Origin of the sequence: Solimonas sp. K1W22B-7 (assembly GCF_003428335.1) — a bacterium.
In the GTDB taxonomy this organism is placed as follows: Bacteria; Pseudomonadota; Gammaproteobacteria; order Nevskiales; family Nevskiaceae; genus Solimonas_A.
The window spans coordinates 3,462,369-3,482,287 of sequence record NZ_CP031704.1; the positions used below are offsets into that span (position 1 = coordinate 3,462,369).

The window sequence follows — 19,919 nt, forward strand, 5'->3', positions numbered from 1 at the left end:
CACCACCAACAGCTCCTTTGCCGCGGATTACGCGGATGAACGCGGATACATCATCTTTTTATCCGTGTAATCCGCGTAATCCGTGGCAAGTCTTTTCGTTTCTCTTCAGCCCGCCATTTGCCGGCGCGTGCCCCAGGCCACCAGCTTCTGGTAGCCGGTGGGCAGCATGCGCACCATCGCATCGAAGGCCACGGCATCGGGGCCGACCAGCACGCGGCGGCTGTCCTTCTGCACGGCCTTGAGGATGGTCTTGGCCGCGGAGTTCGCCGTGGTGATGAACAGCTTCTCGAAGTTGGCCTTGGCCTGCTTGGCCTCCTTGCCGGTGAAGTCCTGCATGTTGTCTGAGAAGCGCGCCGCGGCGGCGATGTTGGTCTTGATGCCGCCCGGGTGCACGCTGGTGGCCGACACGCCGCTGCGGGCGATGTCCAGCTCCTGGCGCAGCGATTCGGTGAAGCCGCGCACCGCGAACTTGGCGGCGTTGTAGGCCGACTGCGACGGAATGCCGGCCAGGCCGAAGATGCTGGAGGTGTTGATGATGTGACCGTCACCCGAGGCCTTCAGGTGCGGCAGGAAGGCCTTGGTGCCGTAGACCACGCCCCAGAAGTTGATACCCATGAGCCATTCGAAATCCTCATAGCTCATGCCGTCGATCGTGCTGCCCAGGGCGACACCGGCGTTGTTGAAGATCAGGTTGACCTTGCCGTGGTCGGCCACCACCTGGTCGGCCCAGGCATAAACCGCTTCGCGCTTGGCCACGTCGAGCTTCTGCGAGGTGACCTTGACGCCGAAGGCGCGCGCCAGCGCGGCGGTCTCGGCCAGTCCGGCCTCGTTGACGTCGCTGAGCGCGACGCTGCAGCCGGCCTTGGCCAGTTCCACGGCCAGTTCGCGACCCATGCCCGATGCGGCACCGGTAATCGCGGCTACCTTGTTCTTGAACGACTTCATGAATCCCCTCTCTAGAGTTCGGTTACCACCTATACAGCGGATAATGTAACGGATTCGCGACTCAGGCCTTGGCCGTGGAGACGCGGGTCTCCGTCCGGTAGTCCACCAAATCAATGCGGCGGGTCTCTTCGCGGAACTTGAAGGTGAAGCTCGGCCACAGCGTGGTGTTCTTGCCGGCCTCATTGACGTACCAGCTCTTGCAGCCCGACTGCCACACGGCCTTGCCCAGCTTCTGCTGCAGGCCGGCGTTGTACCGGGCCTGCACCTCGGGGCGGACTTCCAGGCTGCGCAGGCCCTCGCGGCGCATGGTCTTCACCGCGTCGAGCACGTACTGCACCTGCGACTCGATCATGTAGACCATCGAGCTGTGACCCAGGCCGGTGTTGGGGCCGACCAGCATGTAGAAGTTGGGAAAGCCGGCGACGGTGGAGCCCTTGTACGCCTCGGGGCCGTCCTTCCAGGCATCGAGGATGTCCTGCCCGTCGCGGCCGAAGATCGCGCCGCGCGGCATCGGGTCCTGCGCCTTGAAGCCGGTGCCGAGGATGATCGCGTCCACCGCGCGCTCGACGCCGCTGGCGTCCACCACGCTGTTGGCCTTCACTTCCTGGATGCCGCTGTCGATCACCTCGACGTTGGCGCGCGACACCGCCGGATAGAAATCGTCGGAGATCAGGATGCGCTTGCAGCCGATGGTGTAGTCCGGCGTCAGCTTGGCTCGCAGCGCCGGGTCGGCGACCTGGCGGCGGATGTGGCTGCGCGCCTGGCGCTCCACCAGCTTCATCACGCGCGGGTTGATCACGAAGCCCAGCACGCGCGATTCCAGCATCCAGTAGATGCTGTTGCGGAACGCCTGCTGCGCGGCCGGAAAGCGGCGGAACAGCAGGCGCTCGGCGGCCGTGATCTCGCGGTCGGGCTTGGGCAGGATCCAGGTCGGCGTGCGCTGATACAGGTCCAGGCGCGCGACCTTCTTGGCGATCTGCGGCACGAACTGGATCGCCGAGGCGCCGGTGCCGATCACGGCGACGCGCTTGCCCTCCAGCTCATACGCGTGATCCCAGTTCGCCGAGTGGAAGGTCTTGCCCTTGAACTTCTCCAGGCCCTTGATCGTGGGGTAAGCCGGCGTCGACAGGCCGCCCATGCCGGAGACCAGCACGTTGGCGCCATAGGTCTCGCCGGCACGCGTCGTCACGTTCCAGATGGCCGCCTTCTCGTCGTACTCGGCGCGCACCACCTCGGCGTTGTAATGGATGTGCGGCATCAGCTCGTATTTCTGCGCGCAGTGGCGCAGGTAGGCCTTGATCTCCGGCTGCGGCGCGAACATGCGCGTCCAGTTCGGGTTGGGCTCGAAGGAGAAGGAATACAGGTGCGACTGCACGTCGCAGGCGCAGCCCGGGTAGCTGTTGTCGCGCCAGGTGCCGCCGACGTCGTCGGCGCGCTCCAGGATGGTGAAGGAATCGATGCCGGCTTCCTTCAGCTTGATGCCCATGCCCAGTCCGGCGAAGCCCGTGCCGACGATCAGCACCGACAGTTCCTTCGCCCCGCCGCCACCCTTGGAATCGAACGCCATGAACCCTTCTCCTCGTCGCATATGTTGACAATCAGTGTTGTCAATTTACATTTGACAACGCTTCATGTCAACATGTCGCCATGGATGACGTGGCCGACAAACCGAAACGCCGTACTTTCAAGGGGATAGCCCCGGAAGCGCGGCAGCGTGAGCGCTATGAGCGCTTCATGGAGGCCGGTCTCGAGTTGTTCGGCACCCGCGGCTACCACGGCGTGACGGTGCGCGAGCTCTGCGCCGGGGCGAAACTCACCGAACGCTACTTCTACGAGTCCTTCAAGGACCGCGAGGCCCTGTTCGGCGCCGTCTACCAGCGCCAGGTGGAGTTGCTGCGCGCCCGCGTGCTGCAGAACCTGCAGCGCCACATGCCCGATGCCCAGGCCATGACCCGGGTCGGCCTGGAAACCTTCTTCCAGGGCCTGCGCGAGGACCCGCGCTGCGCCCGCATCCTGTTCGTGGACGTGCTGAGCATCAGCCCGGCGATGACCGAGCAGTCGCGCCAGGTCACCTCGGGGCTCAGCGGCTTCCTGCTGCAGTTCACCCAGACCCTCTATCCCCGGGTGCAGGCCAGCGGCCTGGACCCATCGATCATCGCCACCGGCCTGGTCGGCGCCTGCATCAACGTGGCGATGCACTGGGTCTACGGCGGCTTCGCCGAGCCGGTGGAAGCAGTGCGCGACAACTGCTATGCGATTTTTGAAGGGATGATCCTGACCTGGACCTCTCCCGCCTGAGGCTGGCTTTTGTCCCCCTCTCCCGCTTGCGGGAGAGGGACTAAGGGAGAGGGTTTCTGTAAATCCTCCCAGGATCACCAAGCCCACCATTCACAGAAACCCTCTCCCGGCCTTCGGCCACCCTCTCCCGCAAGCGGGAGAGGGGAAACAACCGGCCGGGCCATGCGATAATCGCCGCATCCCGGCGCCCTTTTTCAGCGGTGCCGCCTCCCAGATTGCAAAACGCGCGGCAGCCCGCTGTCGCCCGTGGATGTCCGTCACCATGTGGTTCAAGAACCTGCAGGTCTACCGTCTCCCGCCCGGCTGGGCGATGTCGCCCGGCGAACTGGAAGAGGAGCTGGCACGCCAGCCGCTGACGCCCTGCATGGGCCAGAACCTGCAGTCGCGCGGCTGGGTCGCGCCGCAGGGCGAGGTGCCGCTGGTGCGCTCCATGGAACGCCAGCTGATGATCGCCCTGGGCACCGAGCAGAAGCTGCTGCCGGGCGCCGTGGTGCGCCAGCACGCCGAGGAGCGCGCGGCGCAGATCGAGCAGGTCAAGGGCTACAAGCCCGGCAAGAAGATGATGCGCGAGATCAAGGACCAGGTCGTGCTGGAGCTGCTGCCGCGCGCCTTCGTGCGCCGCCGCAGCCTGCGTTCCTGGATCGACCCGGTCGGCGGCTGGCTGGTGGTGGATGCCAGCGCCCCCGCCAAGGCCGAGGAACTGGTGGAGATGCTGCGCAACACGCTCAACGGCGAGCTGGCCGTGACGATGCTGGAACCGGCGCAGGCGCCCTCCGCCCTGCTGACCGGCTGGCTGGCCTCGCGCCAGGCGCCGGGCCGCTTCGAGCTGGGCGACGAGTGCGAACTCTGCGGCAGCGACGAGAGCAAGCCCACGGTGCGCTACGTGCGCCACGGCCTGGAGGGCGAGGACATCCGCCGCCACATCGCCGAGGGCAAGTTCGCCACCAAGCTGGGCCTGACCTGGAACGACAAGGTCAGCTTCGTGCTGACCGAGAAGCTGCACATCAAGAAGGTGAAGTTCCTGGCCGTGCGCGAGACCGAGAACGAAACCTCCGATCACCCGGAGGAGCAGTTCGACATCGACTTCGCGCTGATGAGCGGCGAGCTGGCACTGCTGCTCACCGACCTCGCCGAGGCCGTGGGTGCGCCGATCTCCGACGCCGGGCGCAGGTCCGCGGCGCGCGAGACCGCGGACGCCTGAGACCCTTAGGCCCTGGCGCGGAGCTGCTGTCGCGCCTGGCTCGGCGTCTGGCCGCTCCAGCGCTGGAAGGCCCGCGTGAATGAAGCCGGGTCCTGGTAGCCCAGGCGCTCGCTGATTTCCTGCATGCCGATTTCCGGGCGCGTCAGCAGGCCCAGGGCCTCGGCGCGGCGCGCCTCCTCGACCAGTTGCCGGAAGCTGGTGCCGGCCTCGGCCAGGTGCCGCTTGAGCGTGCGCACCGACACGCAGAGCCGCGCTGCCACGGATTCCGCCCGCGGGTAGTTGCCGCCGGGCCGCTCCAGCATCTGCGCCAGCACGCGCTGGCGCACGCAACCGCCGCCGACCATGGCCCGCTCACGCTCGCAGTTTTCCAGGGCCAGCCGCAGCGCCACCGGATCCGCCATCAGCGGACGACGCGCCAGCGTGGCTGCCGACAGGCGCAGCTGCATCCGCGGCATGCCGTAGCGCACTCGCGGCAGGCGGCCGCGGTATGCCGCGTGATGCGCCGGCTCGGGGCCGTCGAACCACAGCTCGCAATCCACCAACGGCTCGCCCAACAGCAGGCCGAACACGCGCGCCAGGCTGATCATCACGCTTTCGTACCAGAAGCCACGCAGCGGGCCCAGTGCCTTCAGGTCCTGCAGCTGCAGCTGAATGCCTTCGCTGTCCTGCGCCAGGCGCAATCCGACGAAGGGTTGACGCATGGGGGCAAAGCGCAACATCAATTCCAGCGCCGCGCCGATCGACGCACAGCTCAGCAAGGCATAGCCGAGGCAGCCATGCAGGGTCGGCTGCATGCGCAGCCCCAGTTCGATGCCGAGACCGGCATCGCCGGTCAGCTCCATCGCGCGCCGCAGCATGGCGGCCGCTTCGTCGGCACGCATGCGCAGCTGCGGCTGGTCCAGTTGAGCCACCGTCAGGCGCGTGCGCTCGACCAGGCGCCGCGGCTCGATGCCGCGTTCCGCCACGATCTCGCACAGCGGTCGCAGGTAGGACACCGGCAGCATCGGCGGAGCGGCGCCACGCCGCGCCCGCGAGGTTTCCGCGCGGGAACCCCCCGGCGTTGCCGCCGGGGGGTTGTACTGCGAAACAGCGGAGTCGAACACCGCCGCTCTCAGGGCGAGGTGTTGCGCAGCAGCGACAGCTGGCCGCCGGCACCCGCCACGGCGATGTCCAGCTTGCCGTCACGGTTGTAGTCCGCCACCACCGGCGTCTGCGGCTGGTTGGTCACGCTCAGGCTCAGCGGGCTGCCGAAACCGCCGCTGCCGTTGTTGCTGTAGACCATCAGCTTGCTGGTCACCACCGCCGACACCACGATGTCGCGATCGCCGTCGCGGTCGAAGTCGGCCATGCGGATGCCCACCGGGCCGCCGATGCCGAAATAGCGCTGGGTCGGCTGGAAGCCGCCGAGGCCATTGGACAGCACCACCGACATCGAGAACGAGAAGGAGTCGGCCGAAGCGAGGTCGTCGATGCCGTCGCCGTTGAGATCGCCGGCGGTGATGTCCTCAGAGATGAAGCCGAGGAAGGCCGTGGCCATCTGCGTGAAGCTGCCATTGCCGTTGCCGCGCATGATGACCGCCTGCTGCGCCACGTCGTCGATGATGGCGATGTCGGTCACGCCGTCGTTGTTGAAGTTGCCGCGAGCGGTAGAACTGATGATGGTGTAGATCGGGCTCAACGGACCGTTGACGAAGTGGCCGTCGCCCTGGCCGAAATAGGTCTGCACGCCGCCCGGGGTCGGCGCCACGATGTCGAGCTTGGCGTCGTTGTTGGTGTCGAAGACGTAGGCCTGCACCTGGCCGGAGACCGTCAGGGTCTTGCGCTCCACCTCGGTGAACTGGCCGTTGCCGAGGCCACGCAGGATGATCAGCTGCATGCCGGTGGCCACCGCGATGTCGGCCTTGCCGTCGCCATCGAAGTCGCCGGCGCCAACCGAGCCGGTGCTGGTGCCCAGGCTGGTGACGATCGCCGGACCGAAACCGCCGCTGCCGTTGTTGAGCATCGCGCGGATGCCCGTGCCCCACCAGTCGGCCATGACGATGTCGGCATCGCCGTCATTGTCCAGGTCCACCTGCACCATGGCCTCGGCCGCGGGGCCCGGACCGCCGGCGCTGCCGGTCGGATAGTTCACCACCGGCGCAAAGCTGGCTGCCGCCATTGCCGCGGCGCTCAGCGCCAGGCCTGCGAGGCCCAGCAGAGCCGTCATTCCCCTCTTCGCATTCATGTGCATCTCCATGTCTGAAACTCCATTTCCTGTATGTGTAAGTCCATCAAACCGGCGTCCAGTCCGGATCGCCGTCTCTCCTCACTCGCGCCGGCGCTGCAGCACCGGCGTTGAACGGGTTCTTGTGTCCGGGATTCCTGCCCGGACTCAGGGCGCCGCGCAGCGCGCGGGCGCCGCGCCCAGCGGCGCGCCGGTATCGAGAGACCCGCGGCGCTGCGTCAGCCTGCTGCTGTCGGGTCCGCCCGCACGCCCCCACCAGTTGCCGCGCAGCAGAACGTCGAGGCCCTCGGTGGTCGCGTCATGACTGGCGCCGCCGGCGATGCAGTTGCCGCCGCGGCTGCCCAGGGTGCCGCCGCCGAAGTCCACGCTGGCGGTTTCGATCCGGCCGAGGTCGATGCGCTTGAACGCCAGCGCGCTGTCGCCGGCACCGCGGAAGTCGCTGTTCTCGACGCGCAGGCGCAGCTCGCGCAGGGGAGCGATCACGCCGACGACCAGGTTGTTGTAGGCGTTGTTGCGGAAGCTGGAATTGACGATCTCGACGTCGATCAGCCCATCGGACAGTCCGCCATTGAGCAGGGACACACCGCTGAGAATGGTGAGGCCGTTGTTGCAGTTGGAGAACTCGCTGTCGCGCACGCGCAGCACCGTGGTGTTGTCGGCGCCGTCGCTGCCGGCCAGGATGCACTCGCCGAGGTTGAAGGGCAGCGGCTGCGCATCCGGGCTGCCGGGCCGCTCGGTGGTATCGCGGACGATGACGCGATCCAGTTCCAGGATCAGCGTCGAGCCGCTGCCGAGGTTGTCCTGTTGCAGCATGTCGCCGGGGTTGTCGACGAAGCGGCTGTTGCTGATGCTCATCTCGCCATGCGCCGGGCCGTGGCTGATGACCGCCTCCATGCCGTTGCAGGAGAAGCCGCCGATACCGTGCTCGAAAATGTTCCGGTCGATGGTCCAGCGCGCAAAGGCGTTGTCGGCCAGGTTCATGAACAGGCCCTCGCAGTCGGCGCCGGGGCCACCGATGAAGGTCTGCGTGTTGTTGACCGACACGGCTTCCAGGCGCGCGTTGTCGGTGATCTGCGTGGTGATGGCATGCACCAGGTGCAGTTCCCGCGTCTCGCCCAGCGGCCCCTTGTGCAGCTCGGTGACGAAATTGCCGGAGAGGTCGGCGCGGTAGTCGGCCGAGCCCTTGATGCGCAGGTCGATGCCGTTGCCGCAGGCCGCGTGGTGCACGTGGTTGTCGAGGATGCGGACCTCGCCCTTGCCCTCGTCGGCGTCCACCATGATCCCGGCCCAGCCGGCCGGCAGGATCAGCGGCACGCCGAAGTACGGCAGCCGCGTCGGCGCGGTGAAGCGCTCGACCGTGAAGCCGACCGCGCAGCGCGTGTTGGTGCCGGAGACGTCGTTGCCGCGGATGATCGTGCCCGGCACGTTGAGGCCGTAGATGCCGCCGCGCGAGGCGGCGGCGATCACCAGGTTGCGCACCTCGCTGCCCGGCGCCAGCCGCACGGCATCGCCCCCCTGGCGCAGCGGGTTGCTGTTGGCGATGCGCGGCAGGGCCGCCAGCGCGCTGGCACCCGCGATGGCCGCATCGGCGCGCCGCTGCACCACCGCCGGCCCGCCGCCGATCAGCCGCTGCCCCGCCTGCAGGGCGATGCCGCCCTCCAGCGGCGCCACGTCCAGCGGCGCAGGCAGTACCACCAGGGTGTCGCCCGGCGCGGAGGCCTGCTCGATGTCGGCCAGCGAGTCGAACGGATGCTGCCGGCTGCCGTCGCCGCCGTCCGCCGCCTGGGCACTGACGTAGAGCGTCTTGCCGTCGGCAGCAGCACCCGCCCCGCCATCGGAGCCACCACCCGCGCCGCAGCCCGCGAGCAGGAACGCCGGCAGGAGCCAGAGCCGGGATTTCACGGCTGGCCAGCCTGCAGGGCGGAGGCCGGCACCACCGGCAGGACCACGCTGGACGGATGCTCCGCGTCACCGTAGATGCTCATGACGCCGGCCAGCGACTGCAGCAGGCTCGGGATCGGCATCGCCGCGAAGGGGAAGTTGCTGGCACCCACCGAGATGCGCAGGCGATGCCCCCTGCGGATCAGCGCGCTGGTCGGGAACACCTCCACCGGCACCTTGACGATGTTGCCGATGCCGACCGGCTCCACCGACTCGGCCGTGTAGGAATGCCAGGGTTGCAGCATCTGCCCGTCGAGCCAGCGCGAGCGGCTCTCGTCCACCGCGCGCAGCGAGGCCGTCTGCAGGCCGCTGCTGAGCGAGCGCGCCGTGCCGTTCGGCTCCAGGTCCGAGACGCGCACCACCAGGCCCGCGTCCATTGCCGTGGTCGATATCCAGATATCGGCCAGGATCGGACCGTTGATGTACAGGTCCTGCTCCAGCGGCGCGGTGTCGAAGGTCGCCTCCAGCGTCTGCACAATGTTGTCGCTGTACCAGCAGGGCAGCGGCGCGTACGCCAGCAGTCCCAGCGAGATCTGCATGGCGCTCTCGGAGCAGATGCCGTTGAAGGGCTGCTGGATCAGCGTGGACGGCGCCGCACCGGCGGCCGGCTTGTCGGCCGCGAGCGCGCCGCCCTGCAGGAAGAGGCGTTGCGCGCGCGCCTGCGGATGCGGCCAGTCGCTGCTGGTGTCGAAGCGCTCATGGCCCCAGACCCACTGCGTCACATTGGGCAGGCGCTCGGCGCCGTTGGGGACGTTCTTGAGATAGCGGTCGAACCACATCGTCGCGATGTGATCCAGCGAGGGCACGCCATCCATCGGCAGGCCCGCGCCGGTGGAGGCCTGCAGGTGATGCCAGGGGCCGATCAGCAGCTTGGCCGTGGTGTGGCCCTTCAGCGCCTCGTAGTTCAGCGGCTCGCTGCGCTGGAAGATGTCGAACAGGCCGCCGACGATGAAGGTGGGCGCCTTGACGCCGCGCGCGACTTCCAGCGGCGCCTTGTCGGCCCAGTAGCTGTTGTCGTAGGCCGTGTCCGGCTCGGCGGTGAGTACACCCAGGGTGCGCGACAGCAGGAAGCCGTTGAGGCCCAGCAGGTGGTCGGTCACGGCGGCGACGTACTGGCCCGGCTGGTCGTAGAAGTTGGGATTGACCGTGGCCAGCGCCGTCACCACGCCCATCCAGGCCGGCAGGAAGGCGATGCTGCCCTGCCCGCCCACCAGCACCACGTCGCGGTAGATGTCGCCATGCGGCACGATCGGGAATACCGCCTTGATCGCCGGGTGTCCGCCCTTGGCCGCCAGCAGCGCGGTGGTGGCGGTGGCGGAGATGCCCCACATGCCGACCACGCCATTGCTCCAGGGCTGCTGGATGACCCAGTCGATGACCTGCGAGTAGTCCTGCTGCTCGCGCGCGCTGAAGGGATCCCAGGCGCCGCCGGAGCGGCCGGTACCGCGCACGTCCACCTGGACATGGTTGTAGCCGCGCTTGACGAAGTACGGGTTGATCGCGCCGCCCAGCGAGACGTAGGCGGTGACGTTCTTGTTGTACGGCGTGAAGGTCACGATCGTCGGCAGCGGCGCGCTTTCGGCGACGCCGTCCGCGCCCGTCGGCCGCACCACCTGCAGCGAGATGGCGGTGCCGTCGTCCATCGTCACGACGATGTTGTCCTGCTTGACGGTGCCGGCGTAGGTCTCCGGCGTGTCGTAGTCCACCCAGCCCGCGGCGCCGCTCGTGCGGGGAGCCTGGCTGCGCTGTGCCGGCACGGCGCGCGTGCCCAGCGTGGTCATCAGGCCGCGTGCCACCGGCGTCTCGCTGCCCCCGCCCTCCACCTCGGAGGAGCTGCCGCAGCCGGCCAGCACCAGCAGGGCCACGCCCAGCAACGAGACCAGCGTCGGTGTCTTCTCCATCCTCATGCGCACCCTCGACGTTTGAGTATCCACTTGGATACCTAAGGTATCCAGTTGGATACTTTCCGTCAAGCGGGGTACAATTCGCGACATGGAAACCGAGAACGCGACCCAACCCGGCGGCAAGCAGCGCCTGATCGAGGCCGCATTCCGCCTCGCGGCGCGCAACGGCAGTTCGCTGGCTTCACTGGGATTGCGCGAGCTGGCCCGCGAGGCCGGACTCAACCACAACACCTTCTACCGCCACTTCGAAACGCTGGAAGATCTGGGACATGCCGCCGCCGCGGAGGTGGCGGGGCAGTTCATGGCGGCGATGAAGGACATCCGGCGCAATGCCGCGCGGCACGCCGACGCCTCGATCGCTGCGGCGGATTACTTCCTCGACTGGGCGCGCGACAACCAGAGCCTGCTGGTGATCAGCGTGCGCGAGCTGCACCACAGCGAATCGCCGATGCGCAAGGCGATGCAGCGGGTGATCCACGAGATCGCGACCGAGAGCGTCGACCAGATCAGCAGCATGAAGCTGGTGCCCGGCATCCAGCCGGCATCCCTGCTGCAGGCCACCACCTCGATCACCTACTACATGTGCTACCGCGCGCTGGACTACCTGGAGAATCCACGCCAGCGCCGCGCGATCCGCGACGACCTGGTGAACTTCATGCGCGCGCAGTTCCTGGGCTACCTGGCCCTGCAGGCAGTACCGAAGCCCTTCGAGGCCTAAAGCCTAGCGCCGCCGCTCCCGCGCGATCTCGGCCATGCCCTGCTCCAGCGATACCTTGGGCACGTAGCCGAGCTGGCGCCGCGCCTTGTCGATGGAGTACGCGCCGCGGCGGCGCAGGAAGTGGATGCCTGCCGCACTCGCCGGCGGCTTGCGGCCGAACAGCCGGTAGCCCCAGGCCAGCGCGCCGACCAGGGCGATCAGCAGTGCGCCCGGTGCCGTCGGAACCCGCTCCCGTCCCAGCATGCGCGCGTGGTAGCCGAAGAACTCCCTGCAGGGCGTTGCCACGCCGTCGGAGATCGTGAAGCACTCGCCGCCGGCGTTCTTCTCCAGCGCCAGGAACACGCCATCGAGCAGGTTATCGACGTGCACATGGTTGATCACGCCCTGCCCGCCATCGGGCAGCGTGAACAGGCGTTGCTGCAGCAACGCGATGGGCCGCAGCACCCAGGGCACGCTGCCGGTGCCATAGACGTCGCCGGGGCGGATCACGATCACCTCGAAGGCACCGGGCCGGTGGAACTCCATCGCCACGCGCTCGCTGCGCAGCTTGGTCTCGTTGTAGATGTTGCCGTCGTCGCGGAACGGGCCTTCCTCGGTCACGCCGTCGGGATAGTCGAAGCCGTAGACCATGACCGAGGACAGCTGCACCATCTGGCGCACGCCCAGCGCCTGCGCCGTACGGCAGACCGAGCGCGTACCCTCGACGTTGACGCGCTCGTAGAGCTCGCGCGCGCCATCCTCCTCGACGATGGCGGCGGTGTGGAACACGATGTCGGCGCCGGCGAAGCACCGCGCCAGCAGCGCCGCATCGTTGATGTCGCCGGCGAAGACCTCGGCGCCCGCGTCCCGCGCGCGTTGCGCGGCGGCCGGCGACACGTCCAGACCCCGTACCTGCCAGCCGCGCTCGCGCGCCCGCTGCAGCATGCGCAGTCCGATGAAGCCACCGATGCCGGTGATCGCGATCGTCGTCATTTTCTTCCCTTGGCCTGTTGCGCCATGACCGCACCGCCGAGCAGCAGGGCCTGCATCACGTCGCTGATGGTTTCCTGCAGCTGCTGCAGGCTGCCGGGACTGCCGGTCATCAGCCATTCCGCCAGCAGCTCGTTGATGCCACCGACCAAGGCCAGGCTCACCGGGTGATAGTCGCGCTGCGGCAGCAGTCCCTGCGCCACCAGCGAATCGGCATAGCCTTCCAGTACCTGGGCGAACTCGCGGATCACCTCGCGGCGGCGCTGCTCCACCGCCGGGCTCACGCCCACCACTTCCAGCACGCCGATCTGCGCGCGGCGGCGGTCGGCGACGTAGGACTCGACGAAGGCGCGCATCGCCCGCGGAATGCGCGCGGCCAGATCCAGGCCCGGACGCTGCAGCACCTCGCGCACCGCCGCCTGGGCTTCGCGGATCAGGCGCTCGTAGAGCGCCAGCAGCAGCGCCTCGCGCCCCGGAAAAGCCTCGTAGAAATAACGCGTGGTGACGCGCGCCTCGCTGCACAGCTGCTCGATCGGCGTGTTCTGGTAGCCCTGGGTCGCGAACAGCTCCAGCGCCGTTTCCAGCAGCCGCTCGCGGCGCTCCTGCACGCGCTGCTCGGCGTCGATACCGCCATAGACGCGGCGCTTGGAGGGGGCGGGTTTCTTGCTCATCCGCATATTTGACAAGATTTCTTTCCCAAAATAAAGTGCCTCCCGCCATTGCCGTCCGGATGGCGTAGCCTTCCTGTTCTCCAGCCGCCGCGAGAGGTCCCACCGATGAGCATCCTGACCCGCATCACCCACTTCGACGGCACCCGCGACGCAAAGCGGCCGTTGGAGCGCGTCGACAACGTCAAGCAGGCCGCCGGCGATTTCCGCAAGCAGATGCTGGCGAGCCCGAAGGTGCGCTACTACCAGTCCTTCGAGCTGGTGCGGGTGCCCTACCCTTCGAAGTACGCCTACCTCAACGCGCACACCGGCCCCTCGCCCTTCGTGCACCTCTGCAATCGCCTGTTCGTGATCCAGTTCGAATCCGGCGAGGGCCTCAAGACCCTGCTGGTCGGCCCCTCCGACTGGGAGAACCAGCGCGACACGCCGTTCTTCAAGCGCCTCAGCGATTCCGCCGGCCCGCTGGCACCGGTGTCGGAGGCGCTGATCTTCCGCAAGACCGCCACGGTGCTGGACGTGCTGAAGAGCATCGGCCTGGACCCGGCCGACATCGACTACATCACCTACGATCACCTGCACACGCAGAACGTCACGCGCTGGCTCGGCGGCAACGGCCAGCCGGCGCTGCTGCCGAACGCAAAGCTGCTGGTGATGCGCGAGGAGTGGGAGAGCACGCAGTCGCTGATTCCCTGGCAGAACCAGTGGTACTGCCCCAACGGCATCGCCGGCGTGCCGGCGGACAAGGTGCTCCTGCTGGATCACGACACCCTGCTCGGCGACGGCTCCGTGGCGCTGCTGCGCACCAAGGGCCACACCGAGGGCAACCACTCCATCGTGGCGCACACGCCCGAGGGCCTGAAGGTGACCAGCGAGAACGGCGTGTCGGTGGAAGCCTATGTGCCGGCGCTGTCGAAGATCCCGGGCGTGGCCGATTTCGCGCGCTACACCGGTGCCGAGGTGGTGCTCAACGGCAATACCGCCGAGTACGCCATCGACCAGTACATCTCGATGGTGCAGGAGAAGGCCGTCGCCGGCCCCAACCCGCGCGACGAACGCTACCCCAACATGGCGCCCTCCTCCGAATCCGCCGGCTACTGGCTGTTCCCGCGCACCGCGCCGGGCTTCCGCGTCGGCGACCTGCAGTACGGCACGCTGCAGAGGGCCGTGAAGACCCGGAAGGCGGCATGAGCAAGACCTACCTGCTGAGCGGCTGCGGCAGCGGCATCGGCCGCCATACCGCGATGGCCCTGGTGCGCCGCGGCGACCGCGTCTGCGCCACCGACATCAATGCCGAGGCCCTGGCGATCCTGCGCAAGGAACTGGCCTCGCCCGAAAACCTGCGCACCGAGACCCTGGACGTGCGCGACCCGCAGGCCTGGGACAAGCTGGTGACGACGCTGGCCGCCGACTGGGGCCGGCTCGACGTGGTGATGAACATCGCCGGCTACCTCAAGCCCGGCTACGTCCACGAGGAACCGGCCGAGGAAGTGCACCGCCACTTCGACATCAACACCAAGGGCGTGGTGTTCGGCACGCAGGCCGCGGCGCGGCAGATGCTGCGCCAGGGCGGCGGCCACATCATCAACATCGCCTCGCTCGCCGGCATCGCGCCGGTGCCGGGCCTCAACCTCTACAGCGCCAGCAAGTTCGCGGTGCGCGGCTACAGCCTGTCGGCGGCAATGGACCTGGCCCCGCGCGGCGTGAAGCTGACCGTGATCTGCCCCGACGCCGTGCAGACGCCGATGCTGGACCTGCAGGTGGACTACGAGCAGGCGGCGATGACCTTCTCGGGCAGCGCCCAGGCCCTCACCGCCGACGACATCACCCGCGCGATCTTCCACGCGCTGGAAAAGGCACCGATCGAGATCACCCTGCCAGCTTCGCGCGGGCGCATCGCCAAGCTCGGCAGCGCCTTCCCGGGTCTGTCGGGCGCGTTGCTGAAATGGCTGCGCGAGCGCGGACGCAAGCAGCAGCAGAAGCGCGCAAAGGCGCGTTGAGTTCCGTTCCAGCACGCGGAGCCAGCAAGCGGGCTCCTGCATTGATCGGCAGGTTAGTGAAATCAGGCACTTGCCGTTCCCACTGGAGGACGGCCGGAACCCCGGCTAGGATGGCCCGTACTGAGCAGGCATGAAGACCTGACGGCACGCCCCATCCTGGAGGAGAAGCGCATGGACCGCCGTAGCCCTGCCCGCAAAGCCGCGGGCCTCCTGTTCACGAGCCTTGCCCTCTGGTCCGCCGCGGCAGCCGCCGCACCCGGCGATCCGCTGGGCCCGCCGTTCACGGTCAATGTCTACCAGGCGGATACCGAGCAGCCCGCGGCGGTCGTCGCCGGCAGCACCGGATTCCGCGTCTTCTGGAGTTCGTCGAGCACCGGCCTCTCCAGCATGTACCAGACCCGCTACAACAGCGCCGGCACGCCCCTGAGCGGCGACGTGGCGGTGCCGGATGCATACTCCTCGCTCGACGCTGCCGCCGCTCCCGACGGCCGCCACGTCATCGTGTACTCCTTCTACGACGGCGTCCGCCCCCGGGTGCTGGGACAGCGCTACGCGGCCAGCGGCGCGCCTGCGGGGGCCTTGTTCGAGGTGACCGATCCGTCCCTGCCCGCCAACAGCCGCGATATCGGCCAGCCGCGCGTGGCGATGAACGCCTCGGGCGAATTCATCGTGGTGTGGACGCAGCGCAAGGCCACGGGCAGCTCCGGCTCCAGCTGCACCGGTGGTTTCGGCGGGCCGCGCAACTGCCTGGGCAGCTACCAGACGAAAATCATGGCGCGGCGCTACGACAGCAACGGTGTCGCCGCCGGGCCCGTGACCGTCGACAGTGCCACCTTCCTCACCGCCATGGTCTACGACATCGGCGTCGAGGCGGCCGGGCCGGAGGTGGACACTCCCGCGGTAGCCCTGGCCAACGACGGCAGCTACGCCGTGGCCTGGACTTCCTACACCGAACTCACCCATCTGGTGTCCACGCGCAAGCGGCAGGTGAAGCTGCGGCACTACCCGGCATCCGGGTCGGCGCCGCTGGCGCGGACGGTGGCGGACTCCGGCACCCACCCCGCCCCGGAAGTCGCCTTCGACGGGGCCGGCAACAGCATCGTCCTGTTCCGCAAGCACCCCTTCGGCGACCAGTCCGCGGCAAGCCTGTGGCTGCGCCGCTACTCCACCGGCAATCACAACGCGCTCGGTGCCGCGGTACGCGTCGACGGCGGCGCACTCCTTGAACAGCGCAGCGCAGCGCGCATCGCCACCGACGGCAGCGGTGCCTTCGCAGTGGCCTGGAACGCCGCTGGCGGCGTGTACCTGCAGCGTTATGCGGCGGGTGGCGTTGCCGCCGGCGGCAACGTCGCGGTGAGCAGCGGCGGCGCACAGCACCGCGGACCGCTGCTGGCCGCTTTCGGTGGACGCTTCCTGGTCAGCTGGCCCGAAGCGGTCGACGACTTCAGCCTGCTGGACGTGAGGGCAAGGATCTACGAAGGCCCCTGAGACAGGCGGGTTTCACTGCCGAAGCCTAGTGCAGCACGGCCACCTGCTGCCGGCGGTACTGGTCGCGCTTGATCGTCACGTACTCCTCGCGCGTGCCCTCTTCCTTGAGTTGGCGCGGGTACTCGGCGATGGCGTCGAGCCAGCGCTGCAGGCCGCGCTCGAAGCGCTGGCTCTCCGGCGCAGCCCGTTCCGCCAGGTGCGACTCGATGGCAAGGTAGTAGCGCATGGCATTGCGCTCCACCGCACCGCGCAGACCGCCGATATAGCCCTCGCCCTCCGGCGTGAAGCCCACCTTGCTGCGGCCCTTGGTGCTGAGATAGGCCTGCGTCGCCATGCGCGCGGTGAAGCCGTAGGCGTACGAGTAGCTGAAGTGCAGGAAGGTCTTGTCGCCCACCGGCACCGCCTCCACCAGGATGCGGTAGTCGTGCGTGCCCACCGGTCCCTTGTCGGCATCCAGGCACAGTTGCAGGTAGGAGTCGTCGGCCCGCACGCGGCGGAAGTCGAACTCGGCGTGATAGGGCGAATCGGAAGAGTCGAGGCGCGTGCCCAGGTCCACCGTCAGCTTCGGTGCCGCGGCGCTGCCGCTCACGCGGCAACCGGCGACGTTGGGGTGCACCATCATCACCTCGCACCAGCCCTCGGGACTGGACAGCGCGCCGCTCACCACCGCCAGCGGCCTGTCGAGCAGGGCGTGTATTTCGCCTTTCAGCGAGTCGCCCGACTCTGCGGACTGCAGGATCAGGGGACGCCTGAAGGGGCTGTTGCGCAGGCGCTCGGCGCTGGCCTCATAGGTCGCGGCCAAGGCGGCGGCCGGTTCCCCGGCAGCCTGCGTCGGCGCGGCGCCCGCGGCACCCGCCCAGGCTGCGGCCAGCAGCCAGAGGGAACGGTGCGCGGTACTCCAGTGCTTCGTTCGGGATCGCATGCCTTTTCGACCGTGTCTCCACGGCCCCGGTTCGTCAGGGCTTCATGCTCCTGCAACAAGATGAACCTCGCATGAAGCATGCCGCCGTCCCGCCGGCGGCAGATCCGGGAAACGTATTGCAGACCGCAGGCTACTTCTTCCTTGCCGCCGGCTTCTTCTTCGGAGCAGCCTTGGCCGGAGCCTTCTTCGCGGCAGTCTTCTTTGCAGCGGGCTTCTTCTTCGCCGGGGCCTTCTTCGGCGCCGGCGCCTTGGCGGCACGCTCCTCGGCTTCGTTCTCGTCGAGCACGCGATGCACGTGCTGGGCGTCTTCCAGGTTCTCGATCTGGTCGGAGATCAGGTCGCCGATCTGCTGGTTCACGCGGCGGATCGCGTCGTAGACCATGGCCGCGGCCTGGCGGTTGCGCTCGCGCAGGGCCAGCTTGTCCTCGCTCATCACGCCGGCGCGCTCCAGCAGCTCGAACGGCAGGTCGGCGATCTGCTGGTGGATCTGGCCGATGGAGCTGACCGCGCGGTCGATCGCCTGCTGCAGGGAGTCCTTCAGCAGCTCGAGTTTCTGCAACTTGCTCATGTCATGTCCTGTGAAATCGCGATGTTGGGTTTGTACGCAAGCAATGTACCCGGTCCCCATGACGCCTGACGATGGGCGACGTGACGCGCGCCGCGGCGGCAGGGCCAAGCCGACGCCTGTACACCGAAATCCCCGCTTTCGCCCCACCCTGGGCCCAAGGCATTGATTTGACTGCTGTGCTAATTTAGCCGACGTAAGCCGAACCTGCAGTCGATGACAACCCGTACCCCTCGAATTCCCCGTACCGGTGCCGATGATGGCGCCCTGGTGACCCGTTCCGAGCGCAAGCAGCGCACGCGCGGAGCCCTGCTCGACGCTGCCCTCAAGCTGATGACCGAGGGCCGCAGCTTCACCAGCCTGGGCCTGCGCGAGATCACCCGCGAGGCCGGCGTGGTGCCCACCTCGTTCTACCGCCATTTCCGCGACATGGACGAACTGGGCTTGGCGCTGGTGGAGGAAAGCGGACTGACGCTGCGCCGCCTGCTGCGCGAGGCGCGCAAGCAGGGCCGCCCGGATACCGACATGGTGCGGCGCTCGGTGGAGGTCTACAAGGAGTACGTCGAGACCAACCGCCTGCAGTTCTTCTTCCTCGCCGGCGAACGCCACGGCGGCTCGCCGCTGATCCGTCGCGCGGTGCGCAACGAGGCGACGCACTTCATCAACGAGATGGCCGAGGACATCCGCCAGCTCAACATCGCGCCGCAGCTGTCCTTCGCCTCGCTGCAGATGATCTGCAACCTGATCGTCTCGTCGATGCTCAACGCCGCCACCGACATCCTCGACCTGCCCGCCAACCAGCCGCAGGCCCACCGCGAGCTGACCGACTTCCTGGTCAAGCAGCTGCGCCTGGTGTTCCTGGGCGCATCGCAGTGGCAGGAAAAGCCGCCCGCCTGAGTCTTCAGCTCCCGTCAACTGACGGGGGCGCCAGGAACCTGAGCGCCAGGTTCGCCCCCACCGCGCAGACCAGGATTCCGCTCGCCATCGGCAGCGCCGTGCCGTCGTGCCACAGGCCGGCCACCAGGCCCGACAGCGCCGCGGCGCCGTACTGCAGCACGCCCAACGAGGCCGCGGCGGTACCGGCATTGTTTCCGAACGGCGCCATCGCCAGTGCCGAAGCATTGGGATAGACCAGGCCCATGGCGGCGATGCTGAAGAACAGCGGCACCATGATCGCCGGCAGCCCGCCGCGCCCGATCAGCACCACCGCCACCAGCGCCAGCCCCATGACGGCCTGCATGGCCAGCGCGCCGCGCAGCACCTGCTCCAGCGAGTAGTGGTCCAGCAGCCAGCGGTTGACCTGCGTCGCGCCGATCAGGCCCACGGCGTTGGCGCCAAACAGCCAGCCGAAGTGTTCCGGCGGCACGCCGTACAGTTCGATGAACACGAAGGGCGCGGCGGCGATATAGGCGAACATGCCGGCCTGCCCCAGCGCGCCGCCGAGGGCGTTGGACAGGAAGCGGCGGTCGGAGAACACGCTGAGATAGCCACCCCGCGGCCCCGTGTGGTGCTTGCCGGTCTCCGGCATCACCCGCCAGACCGCCAGCAGGCAGCCCAGGGCAAACAGCACCAGCGCACCGAAGATCCAGCGCCAGCCCAGGCCCACCAGTACCCAGCCGCCGGCCAGCGGCGCCAGGATCGGCGCCAGGCCCATCACCAGCATCATCAGCGAGATCACCTTGGCGGCGGCCTTGGGCTCGAAGAGGTCGCGCACCACCGTGCGCGACACCACGATGGCAGCGCCGCCACCGAGGGCCTGCAGCGCCCGGAAAGCCATCAGCGCCTCGATCCGCCAGGCCAGGGCGCAGCCCAGCGAGGCCAGCATGTACAACACCAACCCCGCATAGAGCGGCCGCTTGCGGCCGTAGCGGTCGATCAGCGGGCCATAGGCCAGCTGGCCCAGCACCAGTCCCACCAGGTAAGCCGCGAGGGTGAACTGCGCCTGTCCCTGCGTCGCTCCCAGGTCACGGGCCAGGGCCGGCAGCGCCGGCAGGTACATGTCGATCGACATCGGGCCGATGGCGATGGTGGCGCCCAGCAGGATGATCAGGCGGCGGTGGCTGGCGATGGCGTTCATGA

18 protein-coding genes are annotated in these 19,919 nt (G+C 68.2%); 7 read left to right on the forward strand and 11 right to left on the reverse strand.

Annotation, left to right across the window (positions count from 1 at the left end; translation table 11 throughout):
• Positions 1–105: 105 nt before the first annotated feature.
• Both D0B54_RS15535 and D0B54_RS15540 read right to left on the reverse strand, forming a co-directional pair.
• Positions 106–945, reverse strand: a complete 840-nt coding sequence (locus D0B54_RS15535) for an SDR family NAD(P)-dependent oxidoreductase (RefSeq protein WP_117292191.1) — start codon at positions 943–945, stop codon at positions 106–108.
• Positions 946–1,006: 61 nt separating this feature from the next.
• Positions 1,007–2,512, reverse strand: a complete 1,506-nt coding sequence (locus tag D0B54_RS15540) for a flavin-containing monooxygenase (protein WP_117292192.1) — start codon at positions 2,510–2,512, stop codon at positions 1,007–1,009.
• An 80-nt stretch (positions 2,513–2,592) separates the two neighbouring features.
• On the opposite strand from D0B54_RS15540, the gene D0B54_RS15545 reads away from it, so the two are divergent.
• Both D0B54_RS15545 and D0B54_RS15550 read left to right on the forward strand, forming a co-directional pair.
• Positions 2,593–3,243, forward strand: coding sequence for a TetR/AcrR family transcriptional regulator (locus D0B54_RS15545; protein WP_117292193.1), 651 nt, complete (start codon positions 2,593–2,595; stop codon positions 3,241–3,243).
• Positions 3,244–3,493: 250 nt separating this feature from the next.
• A complete protein-coding gene (locus D0B54_RS15550) occupies positions 3,494–4,444 on the forward strand; it encodes a recombination-associated protein RdgC (RefSeq protein WP_240433444.1) in 951 nt (316 codons plus the stop codon).
• Positions 4,445–4,449: 5 nt separating this feature from the next.
• On the opposite strand, the gene D0B54_RS15555 is transcribed toward D0B54_RS15550, so the two are convergent.
• The 4 genes from D0B54_RS15555 to D0B54_RS15570 all read right to left on the reverse strand — a co-directional run bounded on the left by D0B54_RS15555 (position 4,450) and on the right by D0B54_RS15570 (position 10,516).
• Positions 4,450–5,547, reverse strand: a complete 1,098-nt coding sequence (locus D0B54_RS15555; protein ID WP_162932462.1) for an AraC family transcriptional regulator — start codon at positions 5,545–5,547, stop codon at positions 4,450–4,452.
• 8 nt (positions 5,548–5,555) lie between these two features.
• Positions 5,556–6,650, reverse strand: a complete 1,095-nt coding sequence (locus D0B54_RS15560) for an FG-GAP repeat domain-containing protein (RefSeq protein ID WP_162932463.1) — start codon at positions 6,648–6,650, stop codon at positions 5,556–5,558.
• A 165-nt stretch (positions 6,651–6,815) separates the two neighbouring features.
• Positions 6,816–8,570 (reverse strand): hypothetical protein, encoded by a 1,755-nt coding sequence (locus D0B54_RS15565; protein ID WP_117292196.1) that lies wholly within the window; start codon positions 8,568–8,570, stop codon positions 6,816–6,818.
• Positions 8,567–10,516, reverse strand: a complete 1,950-nt coding sequence (locus D0B54_RS15570) for a CocE/NonD family hydrolase (protein ID WP_117292197.1) — start codon at positions 10,514–10,516, stop codon at positions 8,567–8,569. The genes D0B54_RS15565 and D0B54_RS15570 overlap by 4 nt, the downstream gene beginning before the upstream one ends.
• 85 nt (positions 10,517–10,601) lie before the next feature.
• Here D0B54_RS15570 and D0B54_RS15575 point away from each other — a divergent pair, with 85 nt between their 5' ends.
• On the forward strand, positions 10,602–11,231 hold the full coding sequence (locus D0B54_RS15575) for a TetR/AcrR family transcriptional regulator (RefSeq protein WP_117292198.1): 630 nt from the start codon (positions 10,602–10,604) through the stop codon (positions 11,229–11,231).
• A gap of 3 nt (positions 11,232–11,234) precedes the next feature.
• Here D0B54_RS15575 and D0B54_RS15580 read toward each other — a convergent pair whose 3' ends face one another.
• Together D0B54_RS15580 and D0B54_RS15585 are read right to left on the reverse strand one after the other, a co-directional pair.
• Entirely contained in the window at positions 11,235–12,203 is a 969-nt protein-coding gene (locus D0B54_RS15580) for an NAD-dependent epimerase/dehydratase family protein (protein ID WP_162932464.1), read from the reverse strand.
• Positions 12,200–12,871 carry a TetR/AcrR family transcriptional regulator gene (locus D0B54_RS15585; protein WP_205527142.1) on the reverse strand — a complete coding sequence of 224 codons (672 nt, stop codon included), beginning with the start codon at positions 12,869–12,871 and terminating at the stop codon, positions 12,200–12,202. Before D0B54_RS15585 ends, D0B54_RS15580 begins: the two co-directional genes overlap by 4 nt.
• A 105-nt stretch (positions 12,872–12,976) precedes the next feature.
• Here D0B54_RS15585 and D0B54_RS15590 point away from each other — a divergent pair, with 105 nt between their 5' ends.
• From D0B54_RS15590 to D0B54_RS15600, 3 genes are all read left to right on the forward strand, one after another.
• The gene (locus D0B54_RS15590; protein ID WP_117292201.1) at positions 12,977–14,056 is read left to right on the forward strand and encodes a hypothetical protein; all 1,080 of its coding nucleotides are present in this window, start codon (positions 12,977–12,979) and stop codon (positions 14,054–14,056) included.
• On the forward strand, positions 14,053–14,865 hold the full coding sequence (locus tag D0B54_RS15595; RefSeq protein ID WP_117292202.1) for an SDR family oxidoreductase: 813 nt from the start codon (positions 14,053–14,055) through the stop codon (positions 14,863–14,865). The genes D0B54_RS15590 and D0B54_RS15595 overlap by 4 nt, the downstream gene beginning before the upstream one ends.
• Before the next feature lie 171 nt (positions 14,866–15,036).
• Positions 15,037–16,353 carry a hypothetical protein gene (locus D0B54_RS15600; RefSeq protein ID WP_117292203.1) on the forward strand — a complete coding sequence of 439 codons (1,317 nt, stop codon included), beginning with the start codon at positions 15,037–15,039 and terminating at the stop codon, positions 16,351–16,353.
• Positions 16,354–16,378: 25 nt separating this feature from the next.
• Here D0B54_RS15600 and D0B54_RS15605 read toward each other — a convergent pair whose 3' ends face one another.
• Both D0B54_RS15605 and D0B54_RS24620 read right to left on the reverse strand, forming a co-directional pair.
• Positions 16,379–17,275: a hypothetical protein gene (locus D0B54_RS15605; protein WP_117292204.1), complete on the reverse strand. Its 897-nt coding sequence runs from the start codon at positions 17,273–17,275 to the stop codon at positions 16,379–16,381.
• 130 nt (positions 17,276–17,405) lie between these two features.
• Positions 17,406–17,843 carry a hypothetical protein gene (locus tag D0B54_RS24620; protein ID WP_205527143.1) on the reverse strand — a complete coding sequence of 146 codons (438 nt, stop codon included), beginning with the start codon at positions 17,841–17,843 and terminating at the stop codon, positions 17,406–17,408.
• A gap of 213 nt (positions 17,844–18,056) precedes the next feature.
• Between D0B54_RS24620 and fabR the strand changes: the two genes are divergently transcribed.
• Positions 18,057–18,737 carry an HTH-type transcriptional repressor FabR gene (gene fabR / locus D0B54_RS15615; RefSeq protein WP_117292205.1) on the forward strand — a complete coding sequence of 227 codons (681 nt, stop codon included), beginning with the start codon at positions 18,057–18,059 and terminating at the stop codon, positions 18,735–18,737.
• Between the two features lie 4 nt (positions 18,738–18,741).
• Here fabR and D0B54_RS15620 read toward each other — a convergent pair whose 3' ends face one another.
• Positions 18,742–19,917 (reverse strand): multidrug effflux MFS transporter, encoded by a 1,176-nt coding sequence (locus tag D0B54_RS15620; protein WP_117292206.1) that lies wholly within the window; start codon positions 19,915–19,917, stop codon positions 18,742–18,744.
• Positions 19,918–19,919: the final 2 nt, after the last annotated feature.

What these genes read in the sequence shown, in the direction of transcription:
- D0B54_RS15535 (WP_117292191.1), bottom strand. Translation starts at nt 945, where the DNA reads ATGAAGTCGTTCAAGAACAAGGTAGCCGCGATTACCGGTGCCGCATCG.
- D0B54_RS15540 (WP_117292192.1), bottom strand. Translation starts at nt 2,512, where the DNA reads ATGGCGTTCGATTCCAAGGGTGGCGGCGGGGCGAAGGAACTGTCGGTG.
- D0B54_RS15545 (WP_117292193.1), top strand. Translation starts at nt 2,593, where the DNA reads ATGGATGACGTGGCCGACAAACCGAAACGCCGTACTTTCAAGGGGATA.
- D0B54_RS15550 (WP_240433444.1), top strand. Translation starts at nt 3,494, where the DNA reads ATGTCCGTCACCATGTGGTTCAAGAACCTGCAGGTCTACCGTCTCCCG.
- D0B54_RS15560 (WP_162932463.1), bottom strand. Translation starts at nt 6,650, where the DNA reads ATGACGGCTCTGCTGGGCCTCGCAGGCCTGGCGCTGAGCGCCGCGGCA.
- D0B54_RS15570 (WP_117292197.1), bottom strand. Translation starts at nt 10,516, where the DNA reads ATGAGGATGGAGAAGACACCGACGCTGGTCTCGTTGCTGGGCGTGGCC.
- D0B54_RS15575 (WP_117292198.1), top strand. Translation starts at nt 10,602, where the DNA reads ATGGAAACCGAGAACGCGACCCAACCCGGCGGCAAGCAGCGCCTGATC.
- D0B54_RS15580 (WP_162932464.1), bottom strand. Translation starts at nt 12,203, where the DNA reads ATGACGACGATCGCGATCACCGGCATCGGTGGCTTCATCGGACTGCGC.
- D0B54_RS15585 (WP_205527142.1), bottom strand. Translation starts at nt 12,871, where the DNA reads ATGAGCAAGAAACCCGCCCCCTCCAAGCGCCGCGTCTATGGCGGTATC.
- D0B54_RS15590 (WP_117292201.1), top strand. Translation starts at nt 12,977, where the DNA reads ATGAGCATCCTGACCCGCATCACCCACTTCGACGGCACCCGCGACGCA.
- D0B54_RS15595 (WP_117292202.1), top strand. Translation starts at nt 14,053, where the DNA reads ATGAGCAAGACCTACCTGCTGAGCGGCTGCGGCAGCGGCATCGGCCGC.
- D0B54_RS15600 (WP_117292203.1), top strand. Translation starts at nt 15,037, where the DNA reads ATGGACCGCCGTAGCCCTGCCCGCAAAGCCGCGGGCCTCCTGTTCACG.
- D0B54_RS15605 (WP_117292204.1), bottom strand. Translation starts at nt 17,275, where the DNA reads ATGCGATCCCGAACGAAGCACTGGAGTACCGCGCACCGTTCCCTCTGG.
- D0B54_RS24620 (WP_205527143.1), bottom strand. Translation starts at nt 17,843, where the DNA reads ATGAGCAAGTTGCAGAAACTCGAGCTGCTGAAGGACTCCCTGCAGCAG.
- fabR (WP_117292205.1), top strand. Translation starts at nt 18,057, where the DNA reads ATGACAACCCGTACCCCTCGAATTCCCCGTACCGGTGCCGATGATGGC.
- D0B54_RS15620 (WP_117292206.1), bottom strand. Translation starts at nt 19,917, where the DNA reads ATGAACGCCATCGCCAGCCACCGCCGCCTGATCATCCTGCTGGGCGCC.